Source organism: Aquimarina latercula DSM 2041, from assembly GCF_000430645.1.
Lineage (GTDB): Bacteria > Bacteroidota > Bacteroidia > Flavobacteriales > Flavobacteriaceae > Aquimarina > Aquimarina latercula.
Window position 1 is genome coordinate 22,879 of record NZ_AUMK01000018.1, and the last position, 24,062, is coordinate 46,940.

Consider the following 24,062-nt stretch of genomic DNA (forward strand, 5'->3'; position numbering starts at 1 on the left):
CAAAACCTTGTCACTTAATATCGGTATTAACAATTAATTAATTGAAAAGCTTACTTTATAAGACATTTATCAATAATTAATAGACGAATATTAATGTTCAACTAGGACTAAAAACAACAAAAAAATAATTTTCTTAGTAATTTCAGAACAAAACCCCATATTATCTATCTCATTAGACTCCAAACAAATGGTTTTTGTTACACCTATTACATTTTTTTATCTCCTTTATTTTCAGAATACAAATTAAATATTAACAAATACTTATATTTAAAAGTTAATTTTTGGGGTTTAAGGTCCATATTACATATTTTTACAGATCAAAAAAGAAATAGAATGAAAAAAATAGTACTGCTTGCTCTCGTATTGTTAATTGCAGCATGTCAAAAAGAGGAAAAGGGATATTCAATTACAGCTGAAACAAATGGGTTTGAAGATGGAGTTACAGTATATGTGAATGCAATAAACCAGTCAAACAGACCTACTATCATAGATTCTACTACGATACAGCAAGGTAAATTTTCGATATCATTACCTGTGGTAGAAGATAATGATTTTAATTATTTAACCTTTAATGGGACGCCGCAAAATGTATTATTCCTTGCTGAAAACAATCCCATTAAAATGACTATCTACAAGGATAGTTTGCGATCTTCAATTATTAAGGGAGGACCTGAAAATCAATTATTTTTCAAGTACTTAAGTAAGATGATTGATTTTGGGAAAGAAAAACAAGAACTTAGTAATCAATATCAGATAGCCTCTAAGTTAAAAGAAACAGGAAAAACAGTTAATTTATCTAGAAAATTGCAAAAGATACGTGTTGACGAAAATAAATACAGAAGAGAAATTGCTGAAAACAATCCAAATTCGTTAGTAGCAGTAATGGCGCTTACAGATTTATTAAATCTAAAAGCTGCTCCCGCAAAACAAATTAAAAAAATATATGCTACTGTCCAGGACACCTTAAAAACATCACGATTAGGTAAAAACCTAGATCGATTAATTACAGCTTCTATTGGTAAAATAGATATAGGTAGTGAGGCTGAAGATTTTTCTGCTCCTAATCCTGAGGGAAAAATGGTTTCTCTTAAAGAATCCATGGGTAAAATTACTATAATTGATTTTTGGGCATCTTGGTGTAAACCTTGTAGAGCAGAGAATCCTAATGTAGTTAGAGTTTATAATAAATATCATGATAAAGGGTTAAATATTATAGGAGTTTCTCTGGATAGAAAAAAAGACCATTGGACAACAGCAATCGATCAAGATAATTTAGAATGGAATCACGTATCCCACCTAAAATTTTGGCAAGATCCAATAGCAAAAGCCTATGGAGTAAGATCAATCCCCGCTACTTTTATTATCGATGATAAAGGGAACGTAATTGCTAAAAACCTTAGAGGACCTGCTTTAGAAACAAAAATTTCAGAATTATTAGGAGAAGAATCTCTGTAGATTCGGAACGATAACAATTTAAATAAAAAAAGATCTGATAATCAGATCTTTTTTTATTTAAAGTTTCCCGAGTCGTTGCATGACAAACAAAACAATTATGGGGATTGCTAACAACCCTATCATTAAAAGGTTTTCTTGAAACAAAAAAGGGGCAAGAATTAATGTCACTACATATCCTCCAACTGCTCCACCAAAATGGGCGTCGTGTCCAATATTACCAGACCTACTCTTCATCCCATAAATTGAATATAGCAAATATCCAATACCAAAAATATAGGCAGGAATAGGAATAGGAATAAACATCAGATACAATTTCATTCCTGGTTGAAATAATATTGCTGAAAAAATAATTCCAGAAACAGCTCCACTAGCTCCAACAGCACTATAATGATACTCATCCTTATGAAAAAAGAGAGAAAACAAGTTCCCTACAATCAAGCTACAAAAATAGATTACAAGAAACTTAATATTTCCTAATGCATTAAGAACTACTGGTGCAAAAAAGTATAAGGTAAACATATTAAAAAATAAATGCATATGATCTACATGCAAAAAACCAGAAGTAAGCATTCGTATTTGCTCACCACGTCTTATACCTCCAATATTAAACTTATAGCGTTCCAAAAAAGAAAAATCATTTAATCCCTTTAAAGAAACTAGCACATTTACCAATATAATGGCAATTACTACTACATCAAGATTTAGCATACATAATATTTTATCATCCAAATATAATATATATTTCAACCCAATGAGTATCGAATTTATTTAGAAATAAGATGATTTTATAGTTTAGTAATAGTAAGCTAAAATAGATTATCTTTAGCCGCTAAAAATAGAATTTAATGCAATTAGTGATTTATAGTTTAGTATATCCCATACTTTGGATCATATCTAAACTACCTTGGAGATTATTTTACTTGTTTTCAACTTGTGTTTACATCCTTACTTATCATATTGTAAGGTATCGAAGAAAAACAGTAACAGAAAATCTAAACTTAGCTTTTCCCGATAAGGATACCAAGGAAATAAATCGTATTCGAAAAGCTTCGTATAAACATATGTGTGATATGTTCTTAGAAATGATTCGTTCTTTATCTATAAGTGAAAAAGAAATCGTAAAACGTTTTCATATTACCAACCTAGATGCTATAGTAGACTTAGAGAATAAAAATAAAAGTATCATTGCGATGATGGGGCATTATAATAGTTATGAATGGACCAATTCGATTGATTTAATAAGTAAGTTTAGATGCGTTGGGATTTACAAACCTATCAAGAACAAATATTTTGACAAGTTAGTACATAGAATTAGGGGCAGATTTAACTCTAGATTAATTCCAAGCGCTAAAGTTTTCAGAGAAATGACGATGGATCAAAGAAAGGAGAATCCTGAATTAAGTTTATATGGTTTAATTTCTGATCAATCACCTAAACTAAATAATGCAACATTCTGGACAGACTTTATGGGAATAAAGGTACCGGCATTTGTAGGAGGAGAAGTTCTTTCTAGAAGATTAGGTCTTAGTATATTTTATCTTCACGTAGAGAAGATAAAAAGAGGGTATTATGAGGCAACTTTGATTCCAATTTCTGAAGATCCAAAAAATGAAGATGAATATGCTATTACCAAGAAATTCACAAAACTACTTGAAGAACAAATCAAGCATAAACCGGAGAATTATTTATGGACTCATAAACGATGGAAACATCGCAATGCTAAACCTCCTAAGGATGCTGTAATTGCTTAAAATTTCACTTTTATTTAAGATTATACTAAGATTTTTGAACCTCAAATAATTTTATATTTGTAGGCTAAATTAACATAATGCAACTATTGGTATATCGCCTTGTGTATCCAATTTTATGGATTATTTCTAAACTACCGTGGCGTCTGTTTTATATGTTTTCTACCGGTGTATACATTCTTGTATATCACATTATTGCATATAGAAAGAAAGCTGTAACAGAGAACCTGACACTGGTTTTTCCTGAAAAATCTTCTGAAGAGATCTCCAAAATAAGAAAAGCTTTTTATAAACATATGTGCGATATGTTTTTAGAAATGATTAAATCAATTTCTATAAGTGATAAGGACCTTCTGGATAGGTTTAAAATTATTGATATCGAATCTCTTAAAAAACTAGAAGCAAAAAACAAAAGTATAGTAGTCCTAATGGCGCATTATGCCAGTTATGAATGGGCTACAGTTACACAATTATTAATTAATTTCCCGACAGTCGGTGTTTATAAACAAGTTAAAAACAAATACTTTGACCAACTTGTACATCGCATAAGAAAGCGATATGATGCACGACTTATTGCTAGTTATAACGCTATGAAAGAAATTACAAGAGATAAGGTTAATGGTAAACTATGTTCTTATGCATTCTTATCTGATCAATCACCAAGTTTGACAAAAGCAACATATTGGACCGATTTTATGGGTATCAAAGTACCTACCCATGTTGGTGGAGCTGTATTAGCTAAAAGACTAGACATGTCCGTTGCCTATTTACAGGTAGAAAAAATAAAGAGAGGGTATTACCAAGCTAGATTTATTCCAATTACAGAAAATGCAAAAAACTGCGAAGATTTTTATATTGTGGAAACTTACTTAAGAATGGTAGAGGAACAAATCCGTAAAGCTCCGGAATATTATTTGTGGACACACAAGCGATGGAAACATCGTAATGCAGAAATACCTAAAGATGCAACAGTACATTAATCAAACACTCTTGTCAATTGGATTAACAAGAGTGCTCTAAAAATAATATTAAATTCCTGCTATTTCTTTAAGAGTAGCGATTGTATCATTTGCTAATTGATCCGCTTTTTCCTGACTTAAAGCTTCTGTATATATTCTAATAATAGGTTCTGTATTACTTTTTCTTAGATGAACCCAAGAATCACTAAAATCCACTTTTACACCATCAACCGTACTAACTTCTTCCGTTACATGTTTATTATGAAATCCTTTTAAAATTTCATCAACATTTAATTCTGGAGTTAATTGCACCTTATTTTTACTCATAAAATACGATGGGTAACTATTACGTAACGCACTTACACTACACTTTTTCTCTGCCAAGTGTGTTAAAAACAATGCAACACCAACTAGAGAATCTCTTCCATAATGTAACTCTGGATAAATAATACCACCATTTCCTTCTCCCCCAATGATTGCATTATTAGCTTTCATTTTTGAAACTACATTCACCTCTCCTACTGCACTGGCTTCATAAGTACCATTATGTTTTTCGGTAACATCTCTTAATGCTCTACTAGAAGATAAATTAGATACTGTATTACCTGGCGTCTTACCTAGTACGAAATCCGCACATGCAACTAATGTATATTCTTCTCCAAACATTTCTCCATCTTCACTCATAAATGCTAAACGATCAACATCAGGGTCTACAGTAAGACCAAAATCTGCTTTTTCCTTTACAACAAGTTCTGATAAATCGGTTAAATGTTCTTTTAGAGGTTCTGGATTATGTGGGAAATGGCCATTAGGCTCACAATAAAGTTCTACTACCTCAACCCCCATCTTTTTAAGTAGTTTCGGAATAGCTATTCCCCCAGTAGAATTAACTGCATCCACAACAACTTTAAAACCTGCTTCTTTAACGATTTCTGAGTTCACTAAAGAAAGATTCAACACCTCTTCAATATGCTTATCAATATAAGTATCATTTGTTGTTATTGAACCTAAGTCATCTACTTCTGCAAAATGATAATCATCATTTTCTGCTATGTCTAAAATCTTTTTTCCATTTTCTGCATTCAAGAACTCTCCCTTACCATCTAATAACTTAAGTGCATTCCACTGTTTTGGATTATGACTTGCGGTTAAGATGATTCCTCCATCTGCTTTTTCTAAAGGAACTGCTACCTCGACAGTAGGAGTGGTTGACAATCCTAAATCCACAACATGAATACCTAAACCTATTAATCCATTCATTACTAATTGCTGAATCATTGATCCAGAAATACGGGCATCTCTACCAACAACTACGATAGGATGTTCTTTATTGGTCTCTGCTTTTAGCCAGCTTCCATACGCTGATGCAAATTTAACTGCGTCTATAGGTGTTAAATTATCTCCTACTTTTCCCCCAATAGTTCCGCGAATACCAGATATTGATTTGATTAATGTCATATATCGATTGATTATTTTTTGTTTTTAACAAATGTACGTGCTACAAGTCATTACCACAACCCTATGATTAAAGTTTACATAAAAACAATAACAACTTTCTAAAAAATTGTAAATTCACCTAATGAATTTTTTAGCCCATATCTACCTTTCTGGAGAAGATCAAGAACTTAAAATAGGTAATTTTATTGCCGATTCTGTTAAAGGAAAAAAGTTTGCTCAATTCCCAGAACGGATACAACAAGGTATTACTCTACATCGTAAAATAGACTCATATACCGATAGTCATCCAATTGTAAGAGAAAGTGTTTTGAGATTATTCCCAAAATATGGACACTACAGCACTGTTATCGTGGACATATTATATGATCATTATTTAGCTGCATATTGGAGTGATTATTCTAAAATTCCATTAGATAAATATGTCTCTGATTTCTATACGTTATTACAAGAATATTATGAAGTTCTTCCAAAACGAGTACAGGATTTTCTTCCCTATATGTTTCGTGACAATTGGCTACTTAGTTATGCTACAATTCCAGGGATAGGAAGAATTCTTTATCAAATGAACCATCGCACTAAAAACAAATCAAAAATGAACTTTGCCGTTGTAGAACTAGAACAGTATTACAATGAGTTCGAAAAAGAATTCCGATCTTTCTTTGAAGAATTAGAGTTGTTTACAAAAAATGAAATGAGAACGCTGTGAAAATATTATATCTTTTTTTATTGCTCCTGATATTTTCTTGTAATAAAAGAGAAAGCAATGTTACAATAAAAAACATATGTGATGAAGAAGTCATTACAACTACTAAAAATGGATATACCAAAAATTACTATCCTAATTCAATAAACTTAGAAAGTCTTGGCCATTATAATAACGGAATTAAACAAGGCTTTTGGAAATATTTTTATCGAAACGGAAATGTAAAAATAGAAGGGCATTATCAAAACGGTAAAAAACAAGGATATTGGAAAGAATATCACACCAATGGAAATGTAAAGTCTGAGGGACATATAGATAATTGCAAACCTTCGGGTTATTGGAAATTTTATGATAAAAAAAACAACACAATTAAAGAAATTAATTACTAAAAAAACATCTAACACTATGCGATTACTTTATCTTTTACTTTTTATTCTAGTTATCTCATGTAAGACCAATCCAGAATCAGAACAAGAAATTGTTTCTGAAACAAAACCTGTTTTTGGTGTAATTGAAAAAAATGCGATGGTTGTATCTGCACGAGAAGAAGCTTCTAAAATTGGTAAAGATATTCTCCAGAAAGGTGGTAATGCATTTGATGCTATGGTAGCTACAGAAATGGCATTGGCAGTTTCTTACCCGTATGCCGGTAATCTAGGAGGTGGTGGGTTTATGGTATATAGAAAAGCTAATGGAGAAACTGGCGCTATTGATTATCGTGAAAAAGCTCCTCTCGCCGCATTTAAAGATATGTATCTCGATGAAAATGGAGATCCAATCCCAGAAAAAAGTCAACTAGGTTCTTTAGCTGTAGGTGTTCCTGGCACAATCGCTGGTATTTTCGAAGTACACGAAAAATTTGGAACACTCTCTATAGAAGAGCTGTTAACTCCTGTGGTAGAACTTGCTAAAAAAGGGTATGTAATTACAGAAAATCAAGAAAAACGGCTTAACCACTTTAAAGACCTATTTATTGAAACCAATAAAGACACCATTCTTTATGCTCAGACAATTAAAGCAAATGACACCCTTAAAAATCCAATGTTAGCAAAAACACTTGAGCGAATTATTAAGAATGGAAAAAATGAATTTTATAAAGGAGAAACGGGAGAAAAATTAGTTGCTTATATCCAATCACAAGGTGGAATAATGACTATGGAGGATCTAAGCAAATACCAAGCTAAATGGCGGGATCCAGTTAAATTCTCATATAAAGATTTAAATATCATATCAATGTCTCCTCCTTCTAGTGGTGGAGTATGCTTAGCGCAAATCATGAAGATGATTGAACCCTACGACCTTAGTACGTACGGACATAATTCTTTAAAATCGATACAAGTAATAACAGAAGCAGAAAGAAGAGCTTATGCAGATAGAAGCTTCTATTTAGGTGATCCAGATTTTGTAAAAATTCCAATCGACACTTTAATAAGTGATGCATACTTATCCGAAAGAATGAATGATTTCGATATGGATAAAGCTACTTTATCTACAGATCTTAGCTACGGAAGTATTCCTGGATATGAAAGTAGTGAGACTACTCATTATTCTATCGTTGATCAATTCGGAAATGCAATTTCTGTAACTACAACATTAAATGGCGCGTATGGCTCTAAACTTTTTGTTCCTGAACTAGGTTTCTTTCTAAATAATGAAATGGATGATTTTAGTGCTAAACCTGGAACTCCTAATATGTTTGGGCTTCTAGGAGCTGAAGCTAATGCAATTGCTCCAGAAAAAAGAATGCTTAGTTCAATGACTCCAACCCTAGTCGAAAAAGATGGTGAATTATGGATGTCCGTTGGAACTCCTGGAGGATCTACTATTATCACATCAGTTTTACAAACTATCTTAAATGTTAAAGAATATGGAATGACCATGCAAGACGCAGTAAATGCACCTCGTTTTCATCACCAATGGCTGCCAGATGTTGTTATTTTTGAACCTAATTCATTTGACAAAAATGTGCTAGATAGCTTAAGAAGTAAAGGATACAAGACAAACGAAGAACAAAGTAGAATTATTGGTAAAGTAGATGGCATTTTAGTATTATCTGATGGAACTTTAGAAGGAGGTGCTGATAAACGCGGAGATGATACGGCAGTTGGATTTTAAAATCAAATCTTCGTTTTACCAAAAAACAAAAACCATATATTATTCTAAACTTGTTAACTATAAAACACCACTATTACTATAAAAAAAGTTAAAAAATTTAAATTATCACAACAAAAACAAACTTCATAGCCCTTTATTCAGAGCTAATGCAACAATATTATCATTAATTGCAACAATTATTACACTAGAGATTTATCCTTAAGAATACATTAGTGGAAACTTAATTAACATTGTTAAAACGTAAACAGATTTTAAAAAAATACAATGTTTAAAATATGTAATTATGATTAAAAAATTATTTTCACTCCTACTATGCTTATGCTCTATTTTTAGCGTAACCGCGCAATATTCTATTAGTTATGATTCTGCAGATCCTGTTACTGTTGTTGCCGGTCAATCTATAACATTAAATTATACATACTCGGCATCCATGGAGGTTGGTGCTCAATTTCAGATTTTTGAAACTGATAATTCAGGTATTTTCGGAGGCGCTACAGCTATAGGAACCGCAGTAGCTGAATTTCCTACGCTAGATGCAGGAACAGATGTTATGGGTACAATTACTCTTAATATCCCAGCCAATTTGCCATTAAGTTCTTCCCTTTCCGGAACGGAATATCGTATTTTCGGAAAACTATCTTCCGAAGCAAACTCTGATGCTACAGCGGATGTAACCTGGGATACTGGAGGAGTATATCCTTCAATAATAGTTACATCTCCTCCTTATTCTATAACATACGACTCTGCAAATCCAGTTACTGTAGCTGCTGGAGAATCTATTACATTAAATTATACATATACAGCATCTATGGATGTTGCTACACAATTTCAAATTTTCGAGGCTGATGTTCCAGGTATTTTTGGCGGAACTACTGCAAACGGTACTGCTGTAATTGTTACTCCGACTGTTGTAGCAGGAACAGATATATCAACTACAGTTACTCTTGACATACCGTCAGACCTCCCAATAAGTGCATCACTTTCAGGAACCAAGTATTACATTTTTGGAAAATTGTCTTCTGCAGATAATCCAGATGCTAGTTCTGATGCGGATTGGAGCGTATCTGGAGAATACCCAGAAATTACTATTTCACCTGTACTTAGCACTAGTGATTTCACCACTTTCGATAGAGATAAATTATACTTTAATAATACTTCGGCATCTTTAGTAATCAATGATGTAAATGAAATAAAGTCTTTAAGTATTTATAACATTATAGGTAAAAAAGTATATGAAGTTGAAGATGTAAAAAACACCACAAATATCAACTTATCAACGCTCCCAAAAGGGTTATATATTGCACGATCTGATTCGAAATTCTTAAAATTTATTAGATAAAATATAACAGAATTAAAAAATATTAAGGTCAAAAAATAAACAAAAAGCCAATGATGCATTTCATTGGCTTTATTTATCGTAAAACATTATCTATTTAATGAATTCAATACTTCGAAAAGCAGCTGTTACCTTATAACTTCGAATGATAGGTGTTTGTAACTTCTCTTCTTTTCCCAGAAGAAAGCAAGGGGATTTCATCTACATACAATATATCTATACGAGCATTTTGACCCAAATACCCTTTAAATTCTTCTAACATAGTAGCTTCATCCACTTTCTTATCCGTATTTAATTTGATCTTATAGCTCTTTTCACCATACTGAACCAACTGAAACTGTTTATAATCACCATATTTACATAGCTTATAAGAAACATGAGAAGGAACTATACCTCCTTTAGTATCATAAATCAAATCTAATTTTCTACCCTCAATTGACGAGAGATAACTGATATTATTTTTATCTAAACTTACAACTCCTATATCTCCTGTATCATATCGAATTATTGGCATTGCATAATTATGTAAATCAGTAACAATAATTCTCCCCCTTTCACCTGGAGACACTGGAACATCTTTATAGAAATCAAAAACCTCAATAAAATAACTTGCGGAATTGATAATAAATTTAGAACGTCCCTGTCTATCTTCTTGGGCTAAAATTCCATTCTCATTATTAGAATATCTCGAAATTGGTGAAACTCCAAAATACTTTTTCATACGATTTCTCACATAATCATTAAGCCCTTCTGACATTGTAATAATTGACTGCACATTGGTATCTACAGGATCTGCCTCTACCTTATCAAGGTGTTGACAAATTTTAGTAAACGCAGAAGTGTATCCCAGAAAACTCTTTTTTGAAGAATTTAATCTTAATTCTTTTATAAAAACTTCTATTTCTTTATCCGAAAGTTGGAAAACACTTTTAGGATATATGTTCTGCCACCAAAATCTCGAAAGTATATTATGCTTGTAATTATCAGGCCAAATTTTTACATAAATTAATTTTTGCCCGATCTCATATCCCGATTGATAAGAAAAATATAAATTATCCCCTGTATTACGACAGCGTTTACTCATATTCTGTAACACAGAAAATGGAGCTCCCGTAGAACCACTAGTAGAAACTAACACGCAATTCTTCGCTTTATATTTAGAAGATTTAAATTCTTCAAAATTATCACGAATTATGTTTTTATTAATTACTGGAAAATCTAAAATTGAATTATAACCTGAATATTTCTGATAAAACCAGGTAGTACTAACAGCATGCTTGAGTATTTTCTGAAGATATCTATCTTTTTTAGCTTGAACCGATTGAGAATTTGGATTCTCAATCAATTCTTTAATATCCTTAAAATGGCTTTTGATATCATTTCCTTTAAGAATATCAAAAAACCAAAAGATTTTTCTACGAAAAACTTGTGATAGATTCATTAGTATATTCCATTACTTTAACCCTATATATAGGTAGTATAGCGATTTCCTCTATTAAGAATAACTGTGTGTGAATAAAATTATAAACAGGGGTATTGTTAAGCCTTGATAAAAGTAAACTTTTTTTTGTTATTCATAAATATAAACACAAAAAAAGCACAGTTTTCACTGTGCTTTTTTTTATATAGAATAACAAATGTTATTTCACTTCTTCAAAATCTACATCTTCTACATCACTTCCTTCAGAGTCTCCTCCTTCTGGTTGTGCTCCAGCTTCTGGACCTGCCGCACCACCTTGCGCTTCGGCTTGTGCTTTGTACATTTCTTCACTAGCTGCTTTCCATGCTTCATTCATTTTATCAAGTGCTGGCTGTATAATTGCAAGATCCTTAGTTTCGTAAGCTTTCTTTAATTCTTCTAAAGCTTCTTCTACTGGTTTCTTATTATCATCAGAGATTTTATCGCCAAACTCTTTAAGTTGTTTTTCCGTCTGGAAAATCATTCCATCCGCTTCATTCAACTTATCTGCAGTTTCTTTTGCTGCTTTATCTGCTTCAGCATTCGCTTCTGCTTCTTGCTTCATTTTCTCGATTTCCTCTTCTGTTAATCCAGAAGATGCTTCGATACGAATATCCTGTGACTTATTAGTAGCTTTATCAGTAGCAGAAACTTTGATAATACCATTAGCATCTATGTCAAAAGTAACTTCGATCTGTGGTGTACCTCTTTGCGCAGGTGGAATTCCATCTAAGTGGAAACGACCTATCGTTTTGTTATCCGCCGCCATAGGACGCTCTCCTTGTAACACATGAATTTCTACAGAAGGTTGATTATCTGCTGCTGTAGAAAAAACTTGTGATTTCTTCGTAGGAATCGTTGTATTTGCTTCAATCAGCTTAGTCATAACATTACCCATTGTCTCAATACCTAGAGAAAGTGGTGTTACATCTAATAACAATACATCTTTTACATCTCCTGTAAGAACTCCTCCTTGGATAGCAGCTCCAACAGCAACTACCTCATCCGGGTTTACTCCTTTACTTGGTGCCTTACCAAAGAACTTTTCCACTGCTTCCTGAACTGCAGGAATACGAGTAGAACCTCCTACTAATATAATCTCATCGATATCACTTGTAGATAAACCTGCAGCATCAAGTGCAGTACGACAAGGATCGATAGTACGTTTTACCAAATCATCAATCAATTGATCAAATTTAGCTTTTGTCAATGATCTTACTAAGTGCTTAGGACCACTAGCTGTAGCCGTTACATATGGTAAATTAATTTCTGTCTGAGAAGAAGAAGATAATTCTATCTTCGCTTTTTCTGCAGCTTCTTTAAGACGTTGAAGTGCCATTGGGTCTTTTCGTAGATCCATGTCCTCTTCACTCTTAAATTCCTCTGCTAACCAGTCTATTATCTTTTGATCTACATCATCTCCACCTAAATGTGTATCTCCATCAGTAGATAATACTTCGAATACACCATCTCCTAATTCAAGGATCGATACATCATGAGTTCCTCCACCAAAATCAAATACTACAATCTTCTGATCAGTACCTTTTTTATCAAGGCCATATGCCAATGCAGCCGCAGTAGGCTCATTGATTATTCTTTCTACTTTAAGACCAGCAATTTCTCCAGCTTCTTTAGTAGCCTGACGCTGCGCATCATTAAAATAAGCCGGTACAGTAATTACAGCTCTGGTTACATCCTGTCCAAGATAATCTTCTGCAGTTTTCTTCATTTTTTGAAGTGTCATTGCAGATAATTCTTGTGGCGTATATAAACGACCATCGATATCAACTCGAGGCGTATCATTATCTCCTTTTACTACTTTATATGCAGCTCTATCTGCTTCTTTTGCGGATTCAGAGAATTTATTCCCCATAAATCTTTTAATAGAAGAGATTGTTTTAGTAGGGTTAGTTACTGCCTGACGCTTTGCAGGATCCCCCACCTTAATTTCTCCTCCTTCTACAAATGCAATTACAGACGGAGTTGTTCTCTTTCCCTCTGCATTAGGGATAACAACAGGCTCATTACCTTCCATCACAGAAACACAAGAGTTTGTTGTCCCTAAATCTATTCCTATTATCTTACTCATATTAGTATATAAATGTTTTAGTGTTGTTCTAAATTATTTATTCCACTTAAGTCAATGATTATGCCACGACAATTTATCTGACAGGATGTCATTACTTTATTCTAAGTAATATAATATTCGAAATACTTTCAAAAAATAAAACCAAATAAACAATCTAACTATTTAATAAAAAAAAGCGTTCTTTTTTATCAATACATTATATTTACCAACATAATTTTACACTCAATTAAGAATTATGGAATGTATCAGTGTTTTTGATATGTTAAAGATCGGCGTAGGCCCTTCTAGCTCCCATACTTTTGGCCCTTGGAGAGCCGGACGACGTTGGATTGCGGAACTTAAAAAAAACAACCAGTTTCATCTGGTAGAATCAATAACAGTTGATCTATTCGGATCTTTATCCCTTACTGGTAAAGGTCATGCTACCGATATAGCTTCTATATTAGGTTTGTGCGGTTATGATCCCCAAACAATTGATGTAGCTGCTATTTCTTCTATTATTGAAGATATAAAACTGAATAAAGTTTTAGTATTTAATAAAGAATTAGCTATTAGCTTTAATCCTGAAACTCAAATTGTATTTAACAGAGAGTTTAAAGAATTTCATCCAAATGCCATAACATTTACAGCTACTCTCAAGGATAAAAAAAAAATAGCTTCAACCTTCTATTCTATTGGTGGTGGTTTTGTAGTTCAGGAAACCCGAAAAAGAGAAAAGAAAAAAATGGAAGCATTTAGAGAATTTCCTCTTCCAGTTCAAAAAGCTACAGATCTTTTAGAATATTGTAAAAAGAAAAATAAAAAGATATCCGAAATTGTATTAGAAAATGAACTTTCTCTTCAGCCCCATGAAGAAATAGATGCTAGAATAAGTGATATTTGGAATGTTATGCTAGAATCTATGTACCTCGGTTGTCATACTGAAGGAACACTTCCAGGAGGATTAAATGTAAGACGCAGGGCATTTGATACACACAAGAAATTAATTAGTGATTCTGCCACCTATACGAATCCAACAGAATGGATTGAATCTATTAGAGATACTGAAGTGAAATTTCGTCAGATATTAAAATGGGTTTCTTGTTTTGCTCTCGCTGTAAATGAAGTAAATGCATCTCTGGGAAGAGTAGTTACTGCTCCTACAAATGGGAGTGCAGGAGTTATACCTGCAGTTATGATGTATTATATGGTTATTGAAAATCACGATGCCAATTTTGATGATATAAAACAATTTATGCTAGTTGCAGGAGAAATTGGCAGTTTATTTAAAAAAGGAGCCACAATATCTGCTGCGATGGGTGGTTGTCAGGCGGAAATTGGAGTTTCGTCTGCAATGGCGGCAGGGGCTTTGACCGAATTAATGGGAGGATCACCTGAACAAGTAGTAATGGCTAGTGAGATTGCCATGGAACATCATTTAGGATTAACATGTGATCCTATAGGTGGATTAGTACAAATTCCTTGTATCGAACGTAATGCAATGGGAGCCATAAAAGCGATCAATGCCTGCGAAATGGCTTTAGACTCTGATGCAGCAAATGCAAAGGTCCCATTGGATAAAGTGATAGAAACTATGTGGGAAACAGCAAAAGACATGAATACTAAATATAAAGAAACTAGTGAAGGAGGTTTAGCTATTAAAGTAAGTTTAAGCGACTGTTAATATAAGTTAATGTCTAAAGAAATTGTATTTCATAAAGTAAAAACATTATTTGTAAGCTACTTTCGATTATTCGGATTATACATACTATTCTTTATCTGCGTAGCATTACTTCAGAGCATATTCCCATATTTAGATTTACAAAAATATTCTCAAGATGGTATTTTCGAAATTCTAAAAGAAAACAAGCTTAAAGCATTTTTTGCAATGGTGATCTTTGCTCCTTTTATAGAAGAATTGATGTTTAGAACATTGTTAAGACCAAAAACTTCGGATCTTATATTATTTTTAACCTCTTGGTCTCTTTTTCTAACCGGACTGTTTATTACAATTGAATTTGAATGGTATTACCGATTCCTTTTATTAACCTTTTTTGTGATTTTATTATTTTTCGTCTATAAAAAAATAATATCAGAATCTTTTTTAGAAAAAGTTGTTACTTACTTAAAAGAACATCAATCAATTACACTTCAGGTTACATCAATAATCTTCGGTTTTTTGCACATTTTCAATTATGTAGATTCTTTTAGAATAGATAGTATTTTGTTTTTACTAATTGTTCCTAGAATTATTGCAGGTCACATGTTTGGTAAGATAAAAATAGAAAACAACCATATGATTTGGCCGATACTTTTACATGCTATTAATAATGGAGTTGTGTTTTTAATAATAAGTAGCAGATACTAAGTTATTTACAACCTTCTTTTTTTCGAGTATCTGCTATAGCTATTATTTTCCAGGTATCTCCATCATTAAATAATTGGAAAATATTAACTCCGCAATGACTAAACTGATCATTTACATAAAATTCATAAGGAGTCCAGATCTGCGCAATATGTGCATCAGCATCAATCCTAAAGTCCAACAATTTTTCTAACCACTTTTGATCTTTTGGTCTATTATGTATAACCGCTAAGAACTTACTCATATCAGTATTAATAGCCTTTGTTTTGCCTTCTTTTGTTCTAACAATTGTTTGCATAGCAATACTTGGAGATATCGTTTTTCTAATCATAGAAGTGTCTCCTTTATGAAATCCTTCAAAAAAATCTAATACAGCTTGTTTCGCATTTTTATGATTCGTATTTAATTCTTTCTGTGAAAAAGCAACATTACCAGAAATTAACAAAAGACATATAATTAAGAATCTACACATAACAAATCAAACTTTAATTTACCTAAAATTAGGCTTTTAATTATTCTATTAAAAATATAAGTAATACTTCTTTTAAATAAATTTAAATCAAAAATAATATACTCTTGTTACGATCTTTCTAATTGATTACTTTTACGACACTAAATTAACTTATAAAATGTCTACAGCAAAAAAGGATTACAAGCGTGTTACTGTAAAATCTCTAGTCGAGATGAAAGCCAATAAAGAAAAAATTTCAATGCTTACTGCATATGACTATACGATGGCAAAAATTGTAGATGGCGCTGGAGTTGATGTAATTTTAGTAGGTGACTCTGCATCTAATGTTATGGCTGGTCACGAAACAACATTACCTATTACGTTAGACCAAATGATCTATCATGCATCTTCTGTTATCAGAGCAATACACAGAGCATTAATCGTGGTAGATTTACCTTTTGGTAGTTACCAAAGTGACCCTAAAGAAGCGTTGCGTTCTGCAATAAGAATTATGAAGGAATCAGGAGGACACGCAGTAAAACTTGAAGGTGGAAAAGAGGTAAAAGAATCGATTAAGAGAATTTTAAACGCAGGTATTCCTGTAATGGGACATTTAGGGTTAACACCACAATCTATTTATAAGTTTGGTACTTATACTGTTCGTGCCAAAGAAGAAGAAGAAGCCAAAAAACTTAAAGAAGATGCTTTAATGCTTGAAAAAGCAGGGTGTTTTGCACTGGTATTAGAAAAAGTACCTGCAAAATTGGCAAAAGAAGTTGCAGAAAGCCTTACCATCCCTGTTATTGGTATTGGTGCTGGAAATGGAGTAGATGGCCAAGTATTGGTTACCCATGATATGCTTGGAATGACTCACGAGTTCAACCCTCGTTTCTTAAGACGTTACTTAGATTTATATACAGAAATGACAAATGCATTTCAAAAATATGTTTCTGATGTAAAATCGTTAGACTTCCCTAATGATAATGAACAGTATTAGTTGTTAGTCGAAAATAGTTTTATTCCCTAAGAAAATTGTCTCAAAAAATAATTTCTAACAAAACTAATCTTCAGGTTCTTTATGAGGATAATCACCTGATTATCGTTAATAAGAGAGCTGGAGATATTGTGCAAGGAGATAAAACAGGAGATAAACCTCTAAGTGAAGTGGTTAAGGAATATATTGCTGAAAAGTATCATAAACCAGGTGCTGTTTATTTAGGCGTAGTTCATAGACTTGATAGACCAACAAGTGGAATTGTAGTATTTGCAAGAACAAGTAAAGCATTACCAAGACTTAATAAACTTTTTGCTAATAAGGAAGCTAAAAAAACATATTGGGCAATTGTAAAAAAACCTCCTCCAAAAGAAAATGATAGGCTTATACACTGGTTGAAACGTAATCCTAAACAAAATAAATCATATGCTCATAAAAATGAGGTAACGGATAGCAAAAAAGCTATTTTAGACTATGCAATCATAAAAAAACTAAACAACTATTGTCTTTTAGAAATCGACCTTCATACTGGTAGACATCATCAAATAAGATCTCAACTATCATATATTGGATCTGTAATTAAAGGAGATTTAAAATATGGAGCAGATCGAAGCAATAAAGATGGTAGTATCCATTTACATGCAAGAAAACTTACATTTATACATCCTGTAAAAAAAGAAGCGCTCACCATAATAGCTCCTCCTCCATTGGATTCTATATGGAATGACTGTTTTTAACGGTATTTTTACTTATATTTTATTCGTAGTAACATTTCCAATAATTATTATACTAATAGGCAAAAGAAAACTCATTTTTTTATTTCATTGCTAATTAAGAATACATGGAGTATGTTTCATATTCATCAGAATTATTTAAAAACATTGATTGGAATTTTATCTGGAGTATTATTAGGGATATTGTACTTCCTAATTCTGGAATTTTGATTTTTAATATCATCCTATTTTTATTTCTAGGGTTGATTATCGCAACTATATACTGTATTTTATTATGGCGTAAAGGTATTTTAAAAAGAACTCCGCGGTATTACAATTGGGCAGTAAAGTTATATATTCCATTATTGCTAATTGGTATACTATACATCTTTGGACAATGGGGGTTTTTAAGAGGTATATATAAAATACTAGATAACGAAAAAGCGGTTATTGTACAAGAAGTATACGAAGGATCTATGTCTCAAGTATTTGAATCCGAAGAAGCCAAAAATAAATTTATAATTTCAATACAAGGACTTGCTATACAAGCAAAATCAGGTTCGCAAGATTATGCAGTCATTTTCGAAAACTATCTAAAAAACCATAATACGGGAAATTCTGTTCTCAATAAAACAAAAAACAAATTAGCAAAATATATTGTTAATCATTACAGTGATGACCTTTATAAATTAACAGTGTATGCATTTATAACATCCGCAGGAAGAGGACATATCGATTTTTCTGAAGCATTACCGTATGAGGAGTTTAGTACTGTAATGGATTTATTATTAGAAGTAGGATATAGGGATATAGAAAAAGTGGTTTTAGGCAAACTAAATGAATGGTTTACATTAGCAATTAGTTCTCAATATAGTGGAATGGTAAAATCATTATTAATACTATTATTTCTAATTCTAATTACTCCCCTATTAGAATATTTTATTTACAAAAAATGGATCGCTCCAAGATACGTCCCCAAAACTAGTCGAATAAAAAAATTATAATTCGTGATAACACATATTTACGAGTTAAATGATTTATTTATATGATCTCACACTCTCAATTACCACTGAAGTTAGAATTAACATCCCACCAATAATTGTTGTTAAAACAGGTATTTCTTTAAGAAAAATTATGCCTATAATAATACCATATACTGGCTGTATACTACTTATAATACTCGCTGTTGTTGCAGAAAAACGCTTTAAACTAAACAAAAATAGTGTATGACCAATTGCTGTAGTAAGAATTGCTAGTACTAATGTCCAAGGCCACTGTGTTACAATCGCTGAACTATCCATTATAAAGAGTGTTGGCAATAACATAATACTAATAATAACAAGTTGATACCACATTAGCACGGAACCATGATAATTACTTACTTTAGTTTTCATGATTAAGTTACGTAGTGCATAGCATAATGCAGATACTACTCCAAACCCAACGGCTTGGGCATAAGAGTTATCTAAACTAAAATTTGGAACTAAAAAATAAATTCCTAATAACACTAAAGCTCCTAAAACCAAATGCATTTTCTGAAATTTAGTCTTCAAAAGTATTGGTTCTAAAAACGAAGTAATTACAGGGTATGTAAATAAAGATAACATACCGATAGCAACATTAGACATTTTTAGAGCATAGAAATATGTAATCCAGTGCAACCCCATCAATACACCTCCGATAATAATTGTAAATCGATCAGAAGAAGCGATTCCAAAAGATATTTTTTTCCATTTGCAAAACAAAAACAGTATAACTCCAGCCAAAATAGCTCTAAAGGCAATAGTTACTGGAACTGGCATATCAATATACCTGCCCAATGCACCAGAAGTGCTTATAAAAAGCATGGCGAGGTTTAATTCTAAAATATTACGTAGATGATGAGAATTTTTTGGCATAAAATATATAGTTAGCGAACTAACTTTTTTGATTTTTCTTTAATAATATCTGCAACTGGTCTACTTTCGATATTGCTCTCCAGCCAAGATAAAATATCTAAATACAAAAATGCTCTTTTTTCGTAAGGATGATCCTCATATTGTTTTAGAGTTTTATGGAGTTTTCTAAACTCATCCTTAATTTGATGTGGAAATATATCTCCAAGGTTTTTCAGAAATTTAATCATCTCCTTTTGTACCTCATAAAGATCATCCATTTTAATTAAAAATCTGTAGGTTTCTTTTAACTGGGTTTCTAAATGATAATCCATACCTGCCTCGTAATGAGCCACAAGACTTAATACTCTAGCAAAACACATTAAATCCTCACGCATCTTTAGTGACTTATTATTAATGATCTTGCTCAGATATTCTATGCACTTACGATGATCTGCCATCCCAAAATACAAACAACCTATTTTATAATATAAAACCATAATATGATGATCATCCAAACGATTTTTATACTCGGTGATACCATCTAAAATCTCAGTAACTAAATACTCTCCTTCATCAAAAGTACCTTCCAGAAAATGTACATTTAATCTATTATTATAAATAAATTGAAATGAAAGTACTTCAATATTATCATCTATCGGAAAATCATCTGATTTAATAGTTTTTTCAAACTTACTCAACGTCAATTTTAATTGTGTTTTATCCTGAATAAGATATAAGGACTCCAACAAATAATGATTTCCTCTAAGAAAAAATACCGGATTAAGAATGATCATTTTTGGGTTTTCATAGAAAAGATCAACCCATTTTTTAGAATATTTATAACAAGACAAAAAATCTTGAACCATAAAACTATACCACAAATGAGCTTTATATAACCATAGTTTTTCTCTAAAACCTAAAATATTCCAATCGTACTTAGGCAATTTACTTTCGAAATAATTAGTAATTACATTATGTTCCTTATCATTTCGCACATATCCGCTTTTTATCATCAAACCATACAACTGAAGTGACAGATTAGACAATCGACTTGTAAGCACGTTTTTCATGCTCAACATCTTTGCTTCTATGGTTAACTCATCTGCACGACTATTGATACTTCTTGTTATATACTGAGTTTCTATTACCTTTTCTAATTCTACTATTTCATAGGCAATATTATTCTCTTCGTTTTCTTTTGCTAAAGTTTTTGCTTTATCTAAAATCTTTAAACTTTGTTTATACAATCCTTTATGATATAAAATAGTAGCAAAATCAAGTTGTTCTCTTATTTGTGACCTAACATTCTGATGCAATGGGCTTAATCTAAGGCTGATCAAAATTTGTTTATATAAATGCGCTTTAAGATTAGATAGTTGTTGTTTTTTTACAATCCCTTTAGCCACAATTAATTCTTCGTCTAAAGTTTCACTCTTATCTAAATGATTAAAAAGCGCTAAAAATTTAGAATCTGTATTTACACCAAGCCTGCCAACATATACCTTAAACTGTCGTTTTTCGGACTTAGATAGTGACTTCACTAAAACAAACAAAGGATCTTTTTGATCATTAGTCATTGTAAGAAAATATATTGTAATTAACTGATTAAAAAAGAGTTAAGTTTATTTAAAAACATTTCAACATTGTAAAACATGTAGCTAAATCCCTTCTTTTTGAATAACCAAAATATAAATTCGTAAGAGAATACTAAAACATCTTAGAATATATTTTCAAAAGAAATTATCAAAATTAACAATTCACATAATTCCTATGAGCGATAATAAAGTCCAAATTTTTGACACCACGTTAAGAGACGGAGAACAGGTCCCTGGTTGTAAATTAAATACGAAACAGAAGTTAGTGATTGCGGAGCGATTGGATCTTCTAGGAGTTGATGTAATAGAAGCTGGGTTTCCAGTTTCCAGTCCAGGGGATTTCACTTCTGTAAATGAAATTGCAAAAATTGTAAAAAACGCAACTGTTTGTGGATTAACAAGAGCCGTAGAAAATGACATTAAAGTGGCAGCAGAAGCTCTGAAATATGCAAAAAGACCAAGGATTCATACAGGAATTGGAACATCAGAATCACATATTAAATACAAATTTAATTCCACTCAAGACAAGGTAATTGAACGAGGAATTGCCGCAGTAAAATATGCTAAATCTTTTGTTGAAGATGTGGAGTTTTATGCAGAAGATGCCGGTCGTACAGATAATGAGTTTTTAGCCAAAGTTTGTGAAGCTATGATCAAAGCTGGAGCAACAGTACTTAATATTCCTGATACAACAGGTTATTGCCTACCAGAAGAATATGGTGAAAAAATAAAATATTTAAAAGAAAATGTAAAAGGTATTGATAACGTTATTATTTCTTGTCACTGTCATAATGATCTTGGGTTGGCAACAGCTAATTCTATTGCCGGAGCTATCAATGGTGCTAGACAAATAGAATGTACTATTAATGGTATTGGAGAGCGTGCAGGAAATACTGCTCTAGAAGAAGTGGTAATGATTATGAAACAACATCCATATTTACACCTTAATACCGATATCAACTCTAGATTATTATACGACACTAGTTTAATGGTTTCTGAAAGTATGGGAATGATGGTACAACCAAACAAAGCTATCGTTGGAGCAAATGCTTTTGCACATAGCTCAGGAATACATCAAGATGGAGTTATTAAAAACCGTGAAACATACGAAATTATTGATCCTGCAGAAGTTGGAGTTACGGAATCTGCCATTGTACTTACTGCTAGAAGTGGTAGAGCGGCATTGGCCTATAGAGCGAAAAAAATTGGATACGAATTAACAAAACTTCAACTAGATCAAGTGTACAAAGAATTCTTAAACTATGCCGATAGAAAGAAAGAAGTGATTAATGATGATATTCATGAAATTATGAAAACTGTTCAAGTAGAAGCTGTCGCAGTAGCATAATTTTTTTTCTGATTACTTCCAGAATAACATAACATATGAAGAAGACATTATTTGATAAAGTTTGGGACGCTCACGTCGTCAAAGAAGTAGAGAATGGCCCTCAAATACTTTATATAGACCAACATCTTATCCACGAAGTTACAAGTCCACAAGCATTTAATGAACTTGAACAGCGTGGAATTCCTGTTTTAAGACCTAATCAAGTCGTTGCAACTGCTGATCATAATACACCAACCGTAGATCAGCATCTACCCATAAAAGATCCGTTATCCCGAAATCAGCTAGAGCAACTCACAAAGAATTGTGAGAAAAACAATATCACTCTTTATGGTCTTGGACATAAGTATAATGGAATTGTTCACGTAATGGCTCCAGAACTTGGTATTACACAACCAGGCATGACTATGGTTTGTGGTGATAGCCACACCTCTACCCACGGTGCATTTGGTTCTATTGCCTTCGGAATAGGAACCAGCCAGGTAGCCCAAGTATTTGCTAGTCAATGTTTATTACTACAAAAACCTAAAAGCCTTAGAGTAAGCGTAAATGGAAAATTACGATCTGGTGTACTACCAAAAGATGTTATACTGTACATAATTGCGAAACTAGGAACTAATGCTGGTACCGGATATTTCTGCGAATATGCAGGTAATGTATTTGAAGAGATGTCGATGGAAGGTCGCATGACCGTATGTAACATGAGTATCGAAATGGGAGCTCGTGGAGGTATGATTGCTCCTGATGAGACTACTTTCGAATATGTGAAAGGACGTGAGTTCGCTCCAAAAGGAGATGCATATGACAAAAAAGTAGCGTATTGGAAAACACTACCTACAGATCAAGGTGCTATTTTTGATAAAGAATACCATTTTGATGCAGCTGATATAGAACCTATGATTACCTATGGAACCAACCCTGGAATGGGAATTAAGGTTACAGAAAATATACCTTCAGAAAACAACGCTTCTTTCGAAAAATCATTAGCATATATGAATTTTGAAAAAGGACAATCTTTAATCAATCAACAAATTAATTACGTTTTTATAGGAAGCTGTACAAACAGTAGAATTGAAGATTTTAGAGTAGTAGCTAACTATATTAAAGGTAAGAAAAAAGCAGAAAGTGTAACAGCATGGTTGGTACCAGGATCACAACAAGTAGCTTCTCAAATTGTTGATGAAGGATTACACGATATTTTTGAAGAAGCCGGATTTAAACTAAGACAACCTGGATGCTCTGCTTGCTTAGCGATGAACGACGATAAAATACCTGAAGGAGCATATTGTGTTTCTACATCTAATAGAAATTTTGAGGGTCGTCAGGGACAAGGAGCTAGAACAATTCTTGCAAGTCCATTAATTGCCGCCGCGACAGCAGTTGAAGGAAAAATTATTGATATCACTAAACACCTAAATTAA

Annotated in this window: 21 protein-coding genes; 14 read left to right on the forward strand and 7 right to left on the reverse strand. The window is 32.4% G+C overall.

The window, feature by feature from the left end; genetic code table 11:
* The first annotated feature begins 333 nt into the window (after nucleotides 1-333).
* Nucleotides 334-1,455, forward strand: a complete 1,122-nt coding sequence (locus H526_RS0116220; protein ID WP_027393983.1) for a TlpA disulfide reductase family protein — start codon at nucleotides 334-336, stop codon at nucleotides 1,453-1,455.
* 57 nt (nucleotides 1,456-1,512) lie between these two features.
* Here H526_RS0116220 and H526_RS0116225 read toward each other — a convergent pair whose 3' ends face one another.
* The gene (locus H526_RS0116225) at nucleotides 1,513-2,163 is read right to left on the reverse strand and encodes a rhomboid family intramembrane serine protease (RefSeq protein WP_027393984.1); all 651 of its coding nucleotides are present in this window, start codon (nucleotides 2,161-2,163) and stop codon (nucleotides 1,513-1,515) included.
* 137 nt (nucleotides 2,164-2,300) lie between these two features.
* Here H526_RS0116225 and H526_RS0116230 point away from each other — a divergent pair, with 137 nt between their 5' ends.
* Both H526_RS0116230 and H526_RS0116235 read left to right on the forward strand, forming a co-directional pair.
* A complete protein-coding gene (locus H526_RS0116230; protein WP_027393985.1) occupies nucleotides 2,301-3,206 on the forward strand; it encodes a lysophospholipid acyltransferase family protein in 906 nt (301 codons plus the stop codon).
* A gap of 77 nt (nucleotides 3,207-3,283) precedes the next feature.
* Entirely contained in the window at nucleotides 3,284-4,183 is a 900-nt protein-coding gene (locus tag H526_RS0116235) for a lysophospholipid acyltransferase family protein (RefSeq protein ID WP_027393986.1), read from the forward strand.
* A 48-nt stretch (nucleotides 4,184-4,231) separates the two neighbouring features.
* On the opposite strand, the gene glmM is transcribed toward H526_RS0116235, so the two are convergent.
* Nucleotides 4,232-5,620, reverse strand: a complete 1,389-nt coding sequence (gene glmM, locus H526_RS0116240) for a phosphoglucosamine mutase (RefSeq protein ID WP_027393987.1) — start codon at nucleotides 5,618-5,620, stop codon at nucleotides 4,232-4,234.
* 121 nt (nucleotides 5,621-5,741) lie between these two features.
* On the opposite strand from glmM, the gene H526_RS0116245 reads away from it, so the two are divergent.
* The 4 genes from H526_RS0116245 (at nucleotide 5,742) to H526_RS0116260 (ending at nucleotide 9,777) form a co-directional block, all read left to right on the forward strand.
* Nucleotides 5,742-6,326, forward strand: a complete 585-nt coding sequence (locus H526_RS0116245) for an acyl carrier protein phosphodiesterase (RefSeq protein ID WP_027393988.1) — start codon at nucleotides 5,742-5,744, stop codon at nucleotides 6,324-6,326.
* The gene (locus H526_RS30970) at nucleotides 6,323-6,712 is read left to right on the forward strand and encodes a toxin-antitoxin system YwqK family antitoxin (RefSeq protein WP_051336192.1); all 390 of its coding nucleotides are present in this window, start codon (nucleotides 6,323-6,325) and stop codon (nucleotides 6,710-6,712) included. Before H526_RS0116245 ends, H526_RS30970 begins: the two co-directional genes overlap by 4 nt.
* Nucleotides 6,713-6,728: 16 nt before the next feature.
* On the forward strand, nucleotides 6,729-8,438 hold the full coding sequence (ggt, locus tag H526_RS0116255) for a gamma-glutamyltransferase (protein WP_027393989.1): 1,710 nt from the start codon (nucleotides 6,729-6,731) through the stop codon (nucleotides 8,436-8,438).
* A gap of 283 nt (nucleotides 8,439-8,721) precedes the next feature.
* Nucleotides 8,722-9,777 (forward strand): T9SS type A sorting domain-containing protein, encoded by a 1,056-nt coding sequence (locus tag H526_RS0116260; protein WP_027393990.1) that lies wholly within the window; start codon nucleotides 8,722-8,724, stop codon nucleotides 9,775-9,777.
* 130 nt (nucleotides 9,778-9,907) lie between these two features.
* Here the strand turns inward: H526_RS0116260 and H526_RS0116265 are convergent, their stop codons facing one another.
* Both H526_RS0116265 and dnaK read right to left on the reverse strand, forming a co-directional pair.
* Nucleotides 9,908-11,215, reverse strand: coding sequence for a phenylacetate--CoA ligase family protein (locus H526_RS0116265; RefSeq protein ID WP_027393991.1), 1,308 nt, complete (start codon nucleotides 11,213-11,215; stop codon nucleotides 9,908-9,910).
* 199 nt (nucleotides 11,216-11,414) lie between these two features.
* Entirely contained in the window at nucleotides 11,415-13,322 is a 1,908-nt protein-coding gene (gene dnaK, locus H526_RS0116270; RefSeq protein WP_027393992.1) for a molecular chaperone DnaK, read from the reverse strand.
* Nucleotides 13,323-13,557: 235 nt separating this feature from the next.
* Here dnaK and H526_RS0116275 point away from each other — a divergent pair, with 235 nt between their 5' ends.
* Nucleotides 13,558-14,985, forward strand: coding sequence for an L-serine ammonia-lyase (locus tag H526_RS0116275; protein WP_027393993.1), 1,428 nt, complete (start codon nucleotides 13,558-13,560; stop codon nucleotides 14,983-14,985).
* A 9-nt stretch (nucleotides 14,986-14,994) separates the two neighbouring features.
* Nucleotides 14,995-15,669 carry a CPBP family glutamic-type intramembrane protease gene (locus tag H526_RS0116280; RefSeq protein ID WP_027393994.1) on the forward strand — a complete coding sequence of 225 codons (675 nt, stop codon included), beginning with the start codon at nucleotides 14,995-14,997 and terminating at the stop codon, nucleotides 15,667-15,669.
* 1 nt (nucleotide 15,670) lies between these two features.
* Here the strand turns inward: H526_RS0116280 and H526_RS0116285 are convergent, their stop codons facing one another.
* Entirely contained in the window at nucleotides 15,671-16,138 is a 468-nt protein-coding gene (locus tag H526_RS0116285; protein WP_027393995.1) for a nuclear transport factor 2 family protein, read from the reverse strand.
* Nucleotides 16,139-16,295: 157 nt separating this feature from the next.
* Here H526_RS0116285 and panB point away from each other — a divergent pair, with 157 nt between their 5' ends.
* The 3 genes from panB to H526_RS0116300 all read left to right on the forward strand — a co-directional run bounded on the left by panB (nucleotide 16,296) and on the right by H526_RS0116300 (nucleotide 18,828).
* Nucleotides 16,296-17,114, forward strand: a complete 819-nt coding sequence (panB, locus tag H526_RS0116290; protein WP_027393996.1) for a 3-methyl-2-oxobutanoate hydroxymethyltransferase — start codon at nucleotides 16,296-16,298, stop codon at nucleotides 17,112-17,114.
* 35 nt (nucleotides 17,115-17,149) lie between these two features.
* On the forward strand, nucleotides 17,150-17,848 hold the full coding sequence (locus H526_RS0116295) for an RluA family pseudouridine synthase (protein WP_027393997.1): 699 nt from the start codon (nucleotides 17,150-17,152) through the stop codon (nucleotides 17,846-17,848).
* 104 nt (nucleotides 17,849-17,952) lie between these two features.
* Nucleotides 17,953-18,828 (forward strand): hypothetical protein, encoded by an 876-nt coding sequence (locus tag H526_RS0116300; protein ID WP_027393998.1) that lies wholly within the window; start codon nucleotides 17,953-17,955, stop codon nucleotides 18,826-18,828.
* A gap of 33 nt (nucleotides 18,829-18,861) precedes the next feature.
* Here the strand turns inward: H526_RS0116300 and H526_RS0116305 are convergent, their stop codons facing one another.
* Together H526_RS0116305 and H526_RS0116310 are read right to left on the reverse strand one after the other, a co-directional pair.
* Nucleotides 18,862-19,722 (reverse strand): DMT family transporter, encoded by an 861-nt coding sequence (locus H526_RS0116305; protein WP_027393999.1) that lies wholly within the window; start codon nucleotides 19,720-19,722, stop codon nucleotides 18,862-18,864.
* Nucleotides 19,723-19,733: 11 nt separating this feature from the next.
* Nucleotides 19,734-21,278, reverse strand: coding sequence for a hypothetical protein (locus H526_RS0116310; RefSeq protein ID WP_027394000.1), 1,545 nt, complete (start codon nucleotides 21,276-21,278; stop codon nucleotides 19,734-19,736).
* Nucleotides 21,279-21,471: 193 nt separating this feature from the next.
* On the opposite strand from H526_RS0116310, the gene H526_RS29355 reads away from it, so the two are divergent.
* Together H526_RS29355 and leuC are read left to right on the forward strand one after the other, a co-directional pair.
* Nucleotides 21,472-22,644: a 2-isopropylmalate synthase gene (locus tag H526_RS29355; protein ID WP_081415642.1), complete on the forward strand. Its 1,173-nt coding sequence runs from the start codon at nucleotides 21,472-21,474 to the stop codon at nucleotides 22,642-22,644.
* A gap of 35 nt (nucleotides 22,645-22,679) precedes the next feature.
* Complete coding sequence (gene leuC / locus H526_RS0116320; RefSeq protein ID WP_027394001.1) at nucleotides 22,680-24,062, forward strand: 3-isopropylmalate dehydratase large subunit; 1,383 nt, start codon at nucleotides 22,680-22,682, stop codon at nucleotides 24,060-24,062.